The sequence below is a fragment of the Pseudonocardia sp. MH-G8 genome (assembly GCF_002262885.1).
GTDB lineage: Bacteria > Actinomycetota > Actinomycetes > Mycobacteriales > Pseudonocardiaceae > Pseudonocardia.
In genome coordinates this window covers 180,153-192,996 of sequence record NZ_NKYF01000012.1, presented here as the reverse complement: position 1 = coordinate 192,996, position 12,844 = coordinate 180,153, and the positions used below count along the sequence as shown (strand labels likewise).

The following is a 12,844-nucleotide window of genomic DNA, read 5'->3' as shown; positions in this document are numbered from 1 at the left end:
CGCTCGTGCCCGGCACCCGAAGCCCGTCCCGCAGCGCCGAATCGGCCGCCGACGCCGTGGCAGCCGACTTCGCGACCGTCCTCGGCCAGACGATGGGCTGGCCGCGCATGGCCGGCCGCACCGCCGCCGTCCTGCTGCTGAGCCCGCACCCGATGACCGTCCGGCGGCTGCAGGACGAGACCGGGGCGAGCGCGGGGTCGGTCTCGGAGATGACCCGCCTGCTGATCACGAACGGCGTGGTCCGGCGGTTCAAGCCCCCGGGTGCCCGGCACTTCGTCCACGAGTGGCGCCCGGACGCCTGGGTCGGCTGCCTCGAGCACCAGCTCCGGCAGGTCGAGCAGCTGCGCGACCTCGCCCACCGCGCCGAGCGGGAGGGCACGGCACTCGCCGACCTGCAGCAGGCCCGGTTGCGGGAGATGTCGGTGTACTACGACTTCATGGTCGCGCGGCTGGGCGCACTGCTCGAGGAGTACCGCCCGCACGCGTAGGCGCGCACCGGTACCGCCCCCGGAGTACCGGCGGTTACTCCCCCGAGCGGACGTGCCCGGCGAGGGCCACCGGCATCGTGTCCAGCGCGGTCGCACGGCGGGAGGGCATCGCGGTGCACCGCCGGCGGGGTGGCGACACGGGCGAGCGCGCCGCCGGACGGACCCGGCCTCGTCCTGCGCCGAAGGGGTGCGCAGGACGAGGCCGTGGCCCACAGTGCCCGTATGCCCGACGACATCTCCTACCGCTGGCGCGCTCCGGTCACCGACGCGGAGCTGTTCGACCTCACCACCTCCCACGGGGGCCGTCCACAACGCGGCTGGTGGGACCGGATCCGCCCGCACAGCCTGGGCTGGGTGAGCGCGCGCCTGCCCGACGGCGCGCTCGTCGGGTTCGTCAACCTCGCCTGGGACGGGGACGCCCACGCGTTCGTGCTCGACACGAAGGTCCGTCCCGACCACCAGCGTCGCGGCATCGCGACGCAGCTCGTCGCGCGCGCGACCGACGCCGCCCGCGAGGCCGGGTGCGAATGGCTGCACGTGGACTTCGAGGAGCACCTGCGCGCCTTCTACTTCGACGCCTGTGGCTTCCGGTCCACCGACGCCGGGCTCATCGCACTACGGTCCGCCTGACCCGTCAGAGCTCCACACCGCGGCTGCGCAGGTAGGCGTCGATCCGCTCCTCGTCGGTCGCGCCGGAGGCGTTCTGCTGCCGCACCCGCTCCTCGTCGGCCAGCTTGGCGCGGCAGCGCTCGAGGAGCGGCCCGATCTCGGACGGCGCCACGGCGATGACGCCGTCGGCCACCACGACGTCCCCCGGCGCGACGACGAGCCCGGCGCAGGTGATGGGCACGTTGATCTCGCCCGGCCCGTCCTTGCCCGGGCCGCGCAGCGAGTTCCCGGCGGCGAACGCGGGCATGCCGCCCTCCGCCCACTCGGCGACGTCCCGCAGCGCGCCGTCGATCACGAACCCGGCGATGCGGCGGTGCAGCGCCGTGGTCCGCATGAGCCCGCCGATGAGGGCCTGGGTGGTGTCCCCCGCCCCGTCGACGACGATGACGTCCCCCGGTTCGGCCATGAGGATCGCCTTGTGCAGCATCAGGTTGTCCCCCGGCCGCACCCGCACGGTCAGCGCGGGGCCGGCCATCGCCGGCTCGGTGACGGGGTGGTAGGGCCGCAGCCGGCTGGTGCCGACGATCCGGCCCATGCAGTCACCGATGACCGGCACCGGGACCGCGCGCAGCGCCGCGACGAGGGCGGGGTCGGTGCGCGGCCCGCGCGCGCCGATCGCGTAGCCGGGCGGAAGCCCGTTCCCGCTCACCGCGTCGTCCCCACGGGGCTGCCGAAGGCGCGGGGGTCGACCTGGAAGCGTTCCTCCACCGGCTCACCGCGCATCATGGTCAGGATGTTGCGGGCGGCCATCGCGCTGACGGTCCGCAGGGCGGCGACGGTGGAGCCGCCGACGTGGGGGGTGAGGACCACGTTCTCGAGCGCGCGCAGCGGATCGTCGGGCCGGATGGGCTCGTGCGCCAGGGTGTCGATCCCCGCCGCCCGCAGCCTGCCACCGCGCAGCGCCGCGACCAGCGCGGCGTCGTCGAGCACCGGACCGCGCGCGGTGTTGATCACGATGGCGCCGTCGGGGAGCAGGTCGAGCTCCCGGCCACCGATCATGTCGCGGGTGTCTGCGGTCAGGGGCACGTGCAGGCTGAGGACGTCGGCGACCCGGAGCACCTCCTCCAGGGACGACGCCACGCGCACACCGTCGGGCGCGCCGGTGAGGATCGGGTCGTAGGCCACGACGTCCATCCCCAACGCCGTTCCGAGCGCTCCGACCTTGCTCCCGACGTTCCCGAACCCGACCAGGCCGAGGGTGCGACCGGCCAGCTCGACGCCGTCCGGGACGGGGGTCCAGCGCCCGGCCTTGAGCTGCGTGTCGAACCAGGTGATCCGGCGGGCGGCGGCGAGCATCAGCCCGATCGCCAGCTCCGCGACCGCCCGGGCATTGGCGCCGGGGGTGAACGTGACGGGGATGCCCAGTGCGGTGGCCGCGGCGACGTCGACGTTGTTCACACCGGCACCGTGCTTGGAGATCATCTTCAGGGTCGGGCACGAGCGCATCGCGGCGCCGTCGAGGGTGAGCGTCCGCGAGAGGACGGCGTCGACGGGCCGCGTGGCCAGCGTCTCGGCGACCTCGGCCTCGTCCTTGCTGCCGCTCAGCAGGATCACCTCGCAGCCGGCGTCGGTGAGCATGCCCAGGCCCGGCTCGCTGAGCGCCGGGGCCGTGACGAAGACCGTCCAGCTCTCGTTCACACCGGCTCCAGCGGCAGGGAGCGGACGTCCGCGACACCCGTGAGGTCCCACAGCAGCTCCCGGAGCTCGGCGGCGCGCTCGGCCCCCAGCACCGGCTCGACCAGCGAGCGGAACTTCGCGTCGAGCTGCTCGCGGGTCACGGGGTTCGCCGGGTCGCCGCGGCGGTCGGCGACGGTGACGGCACGCTCGCGCTCGTCGCGCTCGACGACGGTGACGCGGGCGCCACGGCGCGCCGGGAAGGCCTCGTCGAACTCCGCGCCCGGGCGCAACGTCACCCGGTTCATGACGGCGGTGACGCGCGCGTCGGCCAGCCGGTCGTCGGTGAAGGCGCCGGCGGCCACCTCGCCGTGCACGAGGGCGTGCGCGACGACGAACGGGATGGAGAACTTCGCCTCGAACGGCGTGGTCGGGGCGGGGTTCCCGGCCACCGTCAAGGCGGTCGAGTAGGACTCGGCCTCGATCCTGGTGACCTCCTCGGCGCGCACACCCGCCTCCCGCAACTCCAGCGCGGCGTCGATGGCGGCGAAGACGTGCCCGCAGCAGGGGTAGGGCTTGACGCTGGTCCTCTCGACGAGGAACCCCGGGCCGAAGGGCGCCGCGGCGGCGTCCCACGACGGCGAGTCGGACATCACCGCACCCATCCCGATCTCCCCGTCCAGCACGGAGGGGGTGCCGGTGAACCCCGCGGACGCGGCGAAGGCCGCGACCGTGCCCGCCTGGGCGGCGTGGCCGCTGTGCAGCGGTTTGCCCATCGAGTCGCTGCGGAAGGTCTGCTGGAGCCCGGCCCCCGTGGTGGCCGCCAGCGCGAGGGCGTGCGCGAACCGCTCGACGTCGAGCCGCAGCACCTCGGCGGCCGCGGCGGCCGCGGCGAGGGCTCCCGCCGTGCCGGTGTTGTGCCAGTACCGGTAGTGCGCGGCGCCGAGCGTGCCGGCCACCCGGTTGCCCACCTCGTACCCGATGACGACGCCGCGCACCAGGTCCGCTCCGCCGACGCCGCCGCGCTCCCCCGCCGCGAGCGCGGCCGCGATGGTGGGCGCACCGGGGTGGTAGAGCCCCGGGGCGTAGATGTCGTCGAGCTCGAGGGTGTGCGCGGCCGTGCCGTTGACGAGGGCCGCGGTCTCGGCGGAGGCGCCGTCGCGCGTGCCCGGCAGCCGGCACGGGCCCGTCCCGGTGAGCAGGCCCCGCCGCAGTGCGGTGGCGGGCTCGGCCACGGCCCCGCCGACCGTCACCGCCGTCCAATCGACGATCGCGGCGAGCGCCGCGCGGACCGCCGGCTCGGGCAGCGGCCGGTCGCGCGCGGCGACCGCACCGCGGGCGAGGGCCCGGGTCGCGCTGAGGTCGGCGTTCTCGTGAGTCACGTCATCGGCTCCCGCAGACGGGCCGGGCTCTCGCAGCCCGGCATCCAACACAGCCCGTAGTGTATACACAGGCACACCGCCGTGTCCTCACAAGATCGAACGGGAGCCGCCATGCGCGACCGGGTCGCCGCCGACGACGTCCACCGCCAGATCAGCGAGATCCTGCGCTCCTGGGGCCTCGCCGAGGACGCGGTCGCGGTGACCGCCGAGGCGATGACCCACACCGACCTCTCGGGGATCGACTCCCACGGGATCTCGATGTTCGTCAGCTACGAGCGGCTGTTCCGCTCCGGGCACCTGAACCCGCGTGCCCGCCCGACCGTGCTGCGCGAGAGCCCGGTGACCGCGCTCGTCGACGCCCAACACGGCTTCGGGCACCCCGCCGCCGCGGAGGCGATGCGGATCGCGATCGACAAGGCCGGACGGTCCGGGCTCGCCGCGGTCTCGGTGGTCAACTCGCACCACTTCGGCGCCGCCGGCTACTACGCGGCGATGGCGGCCGAGGCGGGCCTGCTGGGGCTCGTGACCACCTCGGCGCGCACGACCGCCGTCGTGCCAACTGGCGGCGCGGAGCCGCGGCTGTCCACGAACCCGCTGGCCTTCGCCGCACCGGCCCGCCGCCACGAACCCTTCCTCCTCGACATGGCCACCTCGACGGTGGCGATCAACAAGATCAAGGTCTACGACCTCGCCGACCAGCCGCTCCCGCATGGCTGGTTCGTCGACCCGGCCGGCGACGCGGTGACCGACGCCGGCGCCGCCCTGCGCGCCGCATGGGAGGGCCTGGGCGGCGGCCTCACCCCGCTCGGCGGGCCGGGCACGACCGGAGGCGGGCACAAGGGCTACGGGCTGTCGCTCATGGTCGAGATCCTCAGCTCGGCGCTGTCCGGCGGCACCGCGTCGGCGACCCGCGAGCAGGGCAGCCCGGACAACATCGGGCACTTCTGCCTGGCGATCGACCCGGGCGCGTTCCGCGACGCCGGGGACGTCCTCGACTCCGTCGACCAGATCATCGACTCCCAGCACGCCACCCGGCCCGCCGACGGCGCCGAGGTGCTGGTGGCGGGCGAGCCGGAGAGCCGCGCCCGCGCCGATCGGACGGCGCACGGGATCCCGCTCCCGGCGAGCCTGCGAGCCCGTCTCCGGGAGATCTGCGCCCGCACCGGCGCTCCCTACGTGCTGCCGCAGGACTGACGCTCCTCAGCCGCGATCGGCGCGCCGGGTGTCCGGCATGGCGAGCGTGCACGCCGCGGTGAGCGCCACCAGCACACCGATGGTGACGAACGCGACGAGGAACGTCGCGTGGTCCAGCACCAGGCCGACGAGGACCGGCCCGATCAGCTGGCCTGCGTCGGTGACCATGCGCTGGATACCAATGGCCGTGCCGCGTGCCCGCGGGTCGGCCACGTCCACCACCACGACGGTCGGCGCGGCCGTGGAGTAGGCGGTGACCAGGCCCAGGAGCACCATGCAGACGGCGAGCACCGGCGGCGTCGTCGCCACGGTGAACAGCAGCACGCTCGCGGCGGCCCCGGCGAGGCTGACCACGAGGACCCACCGGGGACCGCGGGCGTCGAGGACCGAGCCCGCGTGCCAGAGCACCACGATCTGCCCCACCGCCGCGGCCGTGACGAGCAGGCCGATCCCCCCGGCCGTCATCCCGAGCACCTCGCCCGCGTAGAGCGGCACCGCGGTGTTCCGGAGCCCGGTGCGGACGATGAACATCACCAGGATGACGAGCAGCGAGATCGCGAAGGCGCGGTGCCCGAGCAGGGCGAGGACCCCGGAACGCCGCGCGCCGCCGGGGGCCGCACGGCTGCCCTCGGCGGGCTGCAGCGCCGCCGGGCCGGGCAGGCGGACGACGGACAGCACCGCGCCGACGACGGCCATCGCGCCGTAGGCGAAGAAGGGTGCCCGCAGGCCCCACAGCTCCGCTACACCGCCGCCCACGAGCGGTCCGACGGCCAGGCCGAGCAGGAAGATCCCGTGGTAGAGCGACATCCACCGCCCCGCCGATCCCTGCGGCACGAGCGAGACGACGAGCAGGGTCGCGGCACTCATGTACAGCGCCGAGCCGATGCCCTGGACCAGCCGGGCCGCGAGCAGCACCGGGAAGCTCTCCACGAGGCCGCCGACCACCGAGGCGGCCGCGATCACCAGCGCGCCGACCGCGCACACCGCCCGGGGCCCGACGCGTTCGGCCCACCGGGCGCCCGCCACCTCGAACAGCAGCCGGCCGAGGGCGAAGGCGGAGACGACGAGGCCCACCTCGGTGGCGCCGACCCCGAACGAGCTGGCGTAGCCGGGCAGCACCGGGACGAGGATGTTCATCCCCGTCACGAGCATCATCGTGGTCACCGCGGTGACCAGGAAGTAGGGAGGCAGTGTCGCCCTCCCGACCTTCGACACGTCCGCGGGTCAGCGCGCGGTCGCGGTGCGTCCGCTCCCGAGCGCCCGGTCGAGCCGCGGGTAGGTGCGCCGCGCGTTCCCCTCGTAGACGAGCGCGCGCTGCGCGGCCCCGAGGCCCGCGGCGTCGACGTAGCGGCGGGTGTCGTCGTAGTGGTGACCGGTCCGGGGGTCGATCCCGCGTACCGCGCCCACCGCTTCCGAGCCGAACAGGATGTTCTCGATGGGTACCACGCCGAACAGGAGGTCGATGCCGGCCTGGTGATAGACGCAGGTGTCGAGCAGGAGCCCGCCCAGCAGGTGCTCCTCCAGCGGCGGCCGGCCCTGGTCCTGCGCCATGCCCCGGAAGCGGCCCCAGTGGAACGCCGCCGCGCCCCCGCCGTGGGGAATGATCAACCTGAGGCCGGGGAAGTCGGTGAGGACGTCCGAGCGCATCAGCTGCACGAAGGCGGTGGTGTCCGCGCCGAGGTACCAGTCCCCCGTGGTCTGCAGCGCCGGGTTGGCGCTGGCGCTCACGTGGATCATCGCCGGGAGGTCCTGCGCGACGAGGGCCTCGTAGACCGGGTACCAGGCCCGGTCGCCCAGCGGCGGACCGCCCCACGCACCGCCGGACGGGTCGGGGTTGAGGTTCACCCCGACGACGCCGTGCTCGCGCACGCAGCGCTCGAGCTCGGGCAGCACGCTCGCGGGTGGTGCGCCGGGGCTCTGGGGCAGCATCGCCACCGGCTGGAACCGGTCCGGGAACAGCGCGCAGATCCGGGCGACGAGCGTGTTGCACACCCGTGCCCACGCGGTGCTGACCTCCAGGTTCCCGACGTGGTGGGCCATCCGGCTCGCGCGCGGGGAGAAGAGCGTGACGTCGATGCCGCGCGCGTCCATCCCGGCCAGCTGGTGGGTCGCCACGGACTCGACGAGCTCGGCGTCGGTGACGACCAGGTCCTCGGGGTCGGGCAGCGGCTGCCCGTTCTCGAAGGCCCGCACCTGGCGCGAGCGCCACTCGGCCACCTGGGGCGGGTAGGTCGTGTAGTGCCCGTGCACGTCGATGACGAGCTCCCGGTCGCTCACCGTTCCTCCTCGATCCGCACGAGTGCGTCCACCGCCACGACGCCCCGACCCTGCGCCAGCACCATGACCGGGTTGGCCTCGGCCTCGGCGATCCGCGGGGACGCGGCCAGCTGCGACAACCCGACGACGGCGCGGGCGAGGGCCGGCAGGTCACCGCGCGCAGCGCCGCGGTACCCGGCCAGCGCCCGCAGGGCCAGCACCTCCGCCACCATCTCCTCGGCGGTGGCGAGGTCGACCGGGGCGGTGCGCACGGACCGGTCGCGGTAGAGCTCGGCGAGCACGCCCCCGGCGGCGAGGACGATGATCGGGCCGGCGTCGGGATCGCGCCGGTAGCCGACGAGCACCTCGGCCAGACCCCGCACCATCGGCGCGACCATCACCGTCTCGAGCGCCACGTCCGGGACGGTGGCGGCGAGAGCGGCGCCGATGTCCGCCACCGCGCGGCGGACGCCGTCGGCGTCCCGCACGTCGAGGACCACGGCGCCGGCGTCGGACTTGTGCGGCAGCCGCGCCGACACCGCCTTCACCACGCTGGGCCCGGCGACGTCCGGGACGTCGCCGCCCGGCGCGAGGAGCGTGAACGGCGCGTGCGGCACGCCGACGGCGTCCAGCACCGCGTAGGAGGCGACCTCGTCGAGCACCCCGGCCGCGTCGGGGAGGCCGGGGATCGCGGCCGGTGCCCGCGACCCGGCGGGGCGGGGGGCGCGGCGGGAGAAGGCCGCGACGATCGCGTCGGCGCACGACTCCGGTGTGCGGAACGCGGACACGCCCGCGGAGCGCAGCAGCCGCAACGCCTCGGGGGCCTCCGGCACCACGAAGGCGGCCAGGGGTGCCCCGGTGTGGGCTCGGTCCGCGATCGGGCGCACCGCGAGGTCGGGGTGGAACCGGGCCGAGGAGCCCGGCACTGCCACGACCACGTCGAACTCCGGGGCGGCGACCATCACCTCGAGGGCGGCCGACATCACCTCGTAGCGCGTGCCGGCGAGGGTGAGGTCCACGAGCGTGCCGTGGTCGGCGGCGATGCCGCGCTCGGCCAGCGCCCGCCGCGTCTCCTCGCTCGGGCGCTGGGGCACGGCGCCCGCGACCGCGAGCCGGTCGACGGCCATCGCCCCGCCCCCGCCGGTCGTGGTGACGACCCCGACGCGCGGGGCGCGCGCCGCCCGCGGACGCAGCGGCACCGAACGCACCAGCTGCTGCCCCTCGAGCAGCGCCTCGAAGCTGTCCACCCGCCCGATCCCGATGTCGGCGAGGAAGGCGCTCGCCACCGCGTCGTCGCCGGCAAGGGCGCCGGTGTGCGAGACCGAGAGCTCGGCGCCGGCGTCGGAACGGCCCAGCTTGTAGGCCAGCACCGGCTTGCCGCGCTCGGCCGCGGCGGCGGCGAACTCGCGCAGGCTCGCGGCGCCGGCGAGCGACTCCAGGAACAGGGCGTACCCCTCGACGCCGGGGTCGTCGAGGGTCGACAGGCAGATCTCGCCGAGCGACAGGTCCACCTCACCACCGGTCGAGACCAGCCCGGCGAAGCCGACGCCCATCTCCTTGCCCCGCGAGACCAGCGCGCCGATGACGCTGCCCGAATGGGAGGCGACGAACACGCCGCCTTCGGGCAGGTCCGGCTCGCCGAACGCGGCGTTCGCGGTGAGGGTCAGCCGCTCGTGGACGTTGACCACACCGAGGCTGGACGGCCCCACCACCCGCACGGCGTGCGCGGCCACGATGTCCTGCAGCGCACGTGCGCGGGCCACGCTCGCCGGGTCCGGACCGACGAACCCGTCGGCCATGATCGTCACGACCTGGACGCCGAGCCGGGCGCACTCGCGGGTGACCTCCACCGCCGCGTCGGGCCCGGCGAGGACGTAGGCGTGCTCGGGCACCTCGGGCAGCGCCTCGACCGAGGGCCAGGCCCGCTCTCCCTGGACCAGCGGGCGGTTCGGGTTGACGGGGTAGACGGTGCCGGCCCACCCCGCGCGGCGCAGGTACTGCAGGGGCCGGGCCCCGGTCTTGCGGACGTCGTCGGAGACGCCGACCAGTGCGACGCTGCGGGGGGCCAGCAAGGCGCCGCGCAGGGCCGCGAGATCGTGCGTCCGCGTCACCTGCTCCCCCCGCGCTGGGAGAACCTGCGGTCGAAGACGGACTCGGCGATCCGGTTCTTGAGGATCTCCGAGGAGCCCCCGGCGATCATCCATCCCCGGGTGCGGCGGAAGCAGTACTCGACGAGCGACTCCTGGCTGAAGCCGGTGCCGCCCATCACCTGCACGGCCATGTCGGCGGCCGCGAAGCCTGCCTTGTTGGCGGCGTACTTCGCGACGGCGGTGTCGTAGCCCCTCGGGAGCCCGTTCTCGAGCTCGGTCGCGGCCCGCTCCAGCAGCAGCTGAGCGGCGTCGAGGTCGACTGCCGCCTCGGCGAACTTCCACTGCAGACCCTGGAACTCGCACAGCGGCCTGCCGAACTGCTCCCGCTCCAGCGCGTGCCGCCGCGCCGCCTCGAACGCGTAGCGCCCCACGGCGAGCGAGCGTGCGGCGTTGCCGATGCGCTCGGCGTTGAAGCCGGCGATCTGCTTCTTGAACCCGCCGGGCCCGAGCAGGACGTTCTCGGCGGGGACGTAGCAGTCCTCGAAGTAGAGCTGGCACCACTGCTCGCCGTTCATGAAGGCCGAGGGCCTCCCCCGGCTGAACCCGGCCGCACCCTGCTCGACCAGCACCGAGCCGATCCCGCCGACGCCCGGGCCGAACCGGACGTAGACGAGGAACACCGAGGCCTCGGCCGAGTGCGTGGAGAAGACCTTGGTGCCGTCGAGGACGAAGCCTTCGCCCTTCGGGGTGGCCGAGGTGCGCAGGTCGGTGAGCGCGGAGCCGGCCTCCGGCTCGGTCATGCCGAGGGAGATCACCTGTTCACCGCCGAGCAGCGGGCGGAGGAACCGGTCGCGCTGCTCGGCGGTGGCGTACTCCGCGAGGGTGCGCAGGGGGCCGAAGTTGCCCGCCTGGACGACGTCGGCGCTGCGCGGGCACGCCGACGCCACCGCCTGGATGGCGATGACGGCGTCGTGCAGCGTCCCACCCTGGCCGCCCTTCTCCTGGGGCACGGTGATCCCGAGGAGGCCCATCTCGGCGAGCCGCTTCGCGACGTCCCACGGGTACTCCGGTGAGTGGGCGCGCGCGAGGGCGTCCGGGGCGAGCACGTCGCGGGCGAATGCCTCCACGCTGCGGCGGAGGTCGATCTGCTCCTCGGCGGGGGTGACGGTCACGGCTTCCTCTCGTGCGGGGGTGCGGGGTCGTTGAGCGTCCGCACCGGGGACCCGGCCAGCCAGGCGGCGATGTCGTCGACGACGTCGCCGTAGAACAGGCGGTACTCCTCGGCTGTCACGTAGCCGATGTGCGGGGTGAGGACCGTGCGCGGGGCCGCCAGCAGGGGCGTGCTCGCGGGAACGGGTTCGACCTCGAACACGTCGGCGGCGGCGCCGGCGATGGCGCCGGTCTCGAGCGCCGTGACGAGCGCAGCCTGGTCGACGATCCCGGCCCGGGAGGTGTTGACCAGGTAACTGCTGGGGCGCATGAGCGCGAGTTCGCGGGCCCCGACCAGGCCCCGGGTCCGGTCGGACAGCACGAGGTGGACCGACACCACGTCGGCGCGGGCGAAGAGCTCGTCGCGCTCCACCCGCCGGGCACCGCAGGCGGCGGCACGTTCCGCGGTGAGGTTCGCGCTCCAGGCGAGGACGTCCATGTCGAACGCCCGCGCGATGGCCGCCATCTGGCTGCCCGTGGTGCCCAGGCCGAGCAGGCCGAGCGACTTGCCCTCGAGCCCCACGCCCAGTCGGGTGTGCCAGCGCCCCTCGCGCAGGGCCTGCTGCTGGCCCGGGATGTCGCGCAGGAGCGCGAGGACGAGACCCCAGGTCAGCTCGACAGTAGAACGCTTGTTGCCCCGCGTGCCGCAGACCTGGACACCGCGCTCGCTGGCGGCGTCGAGGTCGATCACAGCGTTGCGCATGGCGGTGGTGACGAGCAGCCGCAACCGGGGCAGCCGCTCGAGGACCGACCTGCCCAGGCGGGTGCGTTCGCGCGTGGCGACCACGACGTCGGCCTCGCGGAGCACGGCGACGAGCTCGTCCTCGTCCGCGATGTGCCGCGTCACGGTGACCACGTCCGCCGCCAGCACCGACCAGTCGGCGCTGCGTGTGACGGCGTCGAGGTAGTCGTCGAGGACGACGACGCGGATCGGCTCGTTCACCCGTCGGACTTGGAGATCTGGTTGACCTCGGTGACGGCGGGCTCCTGCGCCTTGAGCCAGTCCGTGTAGTCCTGAGGGCCCATGAAGTCGGACTGCAGGGCGAGGTCGGCGAGCTCCTTCTGGTGCTGCTCGCTCGTGATGATCTTCTCGAACGCCCCGGCGAGCTTCTGCACGCGCTCCTCGGGCACCCCGGCGGGCAGGGCGTAGCCGCGCATCCCCGCCTCCTGGACGTCGATGCCCTGCTCGGCGTAGGTCGGGACGTCGGGCAGGAGCGAGCTGCGCTCGTCGTCCATGACGCCGACGGCCCGGCCGCCGCCCGACTTGATCACCTCGAGGCCGTCGCCGATCGAGGCGAAGTAGACGTCGACGTGATTCCCGAGGAACGCGGCCTTGGCGTCGGCCTGCCCGGTGTTGAAGTGCACGGGCGTGAAGTCGGCCCCGGTGGCCTGCTCGAGCTTGATCATCGAGAAGTGGCCGCCGCCGCTGAGTCCTGACGTGGCTCCCCGCAGCTCCCCCGGGTTGGCCGTGGCGTGATCGACCAGGTTCTGAGCGGTCTGGAAGGGGCTGTCCGGGTGGACGATCGTGATGCGCGGGTCGTTGACGTGGTTGGCCAGCGGCTGGAAGGAGTCGAGGGTGTAGGTGGCACCCTTCTCCTCGTCGAGGATCGTCGTGAGGATCGTCGGGTAGTTCAGGGTGCCGATGGTCAGCCCGTCCGGCTCGGAGTTCGCGAGCTCGGTGTAGGCGACCTGACCGCCGGCGCCGTCCTGGTTCTCCACCTGGACCTGGACGTCGAGCTCCTCCTCGAGGGTTCCGGCGAGCGACCGGGCCATCGCATCGGTCGTGCCACCCGCGGCGTACCCCACGAGCAGCGTGATCGTCTCGCCCGCCGGCCAGTCGTCGGGGGTGGCACCGCCACCCCCTTGCTGGGCGCACCCGGAGAGGGCGAGGGCGAGGACCCCCGCGACGGCGGCGGCGAGGCGTTGAGGCTTCTGCACGGTG

At 74.3% G+C, this 12,844-nt stretch carries 12 protein-coding genes; 3 read left to right on the top strand and 9 right to left on the bottom strand.

Going from position 1 to position 12,844, the window contains the following annotated elements:
- Positions 1-5: 5 nt before the first annotated feature.
- Positions 6-488: a GbsR/MarR family transcriptional regulator gene (locus CFP66_RS25665; protein WP_233159712.1), complete on the top strand. Its 483-nt coding sequence runs from the start codon at positions 6-8 to the stop codon at positions 486-488.
- Between the two features lie 222 nt (positions 489-710).
- Positions 711-1,118 carry a GNAT family N-acetyltransferase gene (locus tag CFP66_RS25660; protein WP_094927717.1) on the top strand — a complete coding sequence of 136 codons (408 nt, stop codon included), beginning with the start codon at positions 711-713 and terminating at the stop codon, positions 1,116-1,118.
- A gap of 4 nt (positions 1,119-1,122) precedes the next feature.
- On the opposite strand, the gene CFP66_RS25655 is transcribed toward CFP66_RS25660, so the two are convergent.
- From CFP66_RS25655 to CFP66_RS25645, 3 genes are read right to left on the bottom strand one after another with little or no spacing between them, the layout of a single operon-like run.
- Positions 1,123-1,806, bottom strand: a complete 684-nt coding sequence (locus CFP66_RS25655; protein WP_094927716.1) for an RraA family protein — start codon at positions 1,804-1,806, stop codon at positions 1,123-1,125.
- Complete coding sequence (locus CFP66_RS25650) at positions 1,803-2,795, bottom strand: hydroxyacid dehydrogenase (protein ID WP_198961664.1); 993 nt, start codon at positions 2,793-2,795, stop codon at positions 1,803-1,805. The genes CFP66_RS25655 and CFP66_RS25650 overlap by 4 nt, the downstream gene beginning before the upstream one ends.
- Positions 2,792-4,153 carry an MmgE/PrpD family protein gene (locus CFP66_RS25645; RefSeq protein WP_158228213.1) on the bottom strand — a complete coding sequence of 454 codons (1,362 nt, stop codon included), beginning with the start codon at positions 4,151-4,153 and terminating at the stop codon, positions 2,792-2,794. The genes CFP66_RS25650 and CFP66_RS25645 overlap by 4 nt, the downstream gene beginning before the upstream one ends.
- A gap of 111 nt (positions 4,154-4,264) precedes the next feature.
- On the opposite strand from CFP66_RS25645, the gene CFP66_RS25640 reads away from it, so the two are divergent.
- Positions 4,265-5,347 (top strand): Ldh family oxidoreductase, encoded by a 1,083-nt coding sequence (locus CFP66_RS25640; RefSeq protein WP_094927714.1) that lies wholly within the window; start codon positions 4,265-4,267, stop codon positions 5,345-5,347.
- A gap of 6 nt (positions 5,348-5,353) precedes the next feature.
- Here CFP66_RS25640 and CFP66_RS25635 read toward each other — a convergent pair whose 3' ends face one another.
- Genes CFP66_RS25635 through CFP66_RS25610 form a run of 6 tightly spaced genes read right to left on the bottom strand, consistent with a single transcriptional unit; the run spans position 5,354 to position 12,840 of the window.
- Positions 5,354-6,562, bottom strand: coding sequence for an MFS transporter (locus CFP66_RS25635; protein ID WP_094927713.1), 1,209 nt, complete (start codon positions 6,560-6,562; stop codon positions 5,354-5,356).
- 9 nt (positions 6,563-6,571) lie between these two features.
- On the bottom strand, positions 6,572-7,624 hold the full coding sequence (locus tag CFP66_RS25630) for an amidohydrolase family protein (RefSeq protein WP_094927712.1): 1,053 nt from the start codon (positions 7,622-7,624) through the stop codon (positions 6,572-6,574).
- Positions 7,621-9,714 carry an acetate--CoA ligase family protein gene (locus CFP66_RS25625; RefSeq protein ID WP_233159711.1) on the bottom strand — a complete coding sequence of 698 codons (2,094 nt, stop codon included), beginning with the start codon at positions 9,712-9,714 and terminating at the stop codon, positions 7,621-7,623. The genes CFP66_RS25630 and CFP66_RS25625 overlap by 4 nt, the downstream gene beginning before the upstream one ends.
- A complete protein-coding gene (locus CFP66_RS25620) occupies positions 9,711-10,865 on the bottom strand; it encodes an acyl-CoA dehydrogenase family protein (RefSeq protein ID WP_198961663.1) in 1,155 nt (384 codons plus the stop codon). The genes CFP66_RS25625 and CFP66_RS25620 overlap by 4 nt, the downstream gene beginning before the upstream one ends.
- Positions 10,862-11,845: a D-2-hydroxyacid dehydrogenase family protein gene (locus CFP66_RS25615; protein WP_233159710.1), complete on the bottom strand. Its 984-nt coding sequence runs from the start codon at positions 11,843-11,845 to the stop codon at positions 10,862-10,864. Before CFP66_RS25615 ends, CFP66_RS25620 begins: the two co-directional genes overlap by 4 nt.
- Positions 11,842-12,840, bottom strand: coding sequence for a tripartite tricarboxylate transporter substrate binding protein (locus tag CFP66_RS25610; RefSeq protein WP_094927710.1), 999 nt, complete (start codon positions 12,838-12,840; stop codon positions 11,842-11,844). Before CFP66_RS25610 ends, CFP66_RS25615 begins: the two co-directional genes overlap by 4 nt.
- Between the last annotated feature and the right edge of the window lie 4 nt (positions 12,841-12,844).

Coding starts and splice junctions, on each gene's coding strand:
- CFP66_RS25640 (WP_094927714.1), top strand. CDS start 4,265: ATGCGCGACCGGGTCGCCGCCGACGACGTCCACCGCCAGATCAGCGAG.
- CFP66_RS25660 (WP_094927717.1), top strand. CDS start 711: ATGCCCGACGACATCTCCTACCGCTGGCGCGCTCCGGTCACCGACGCG.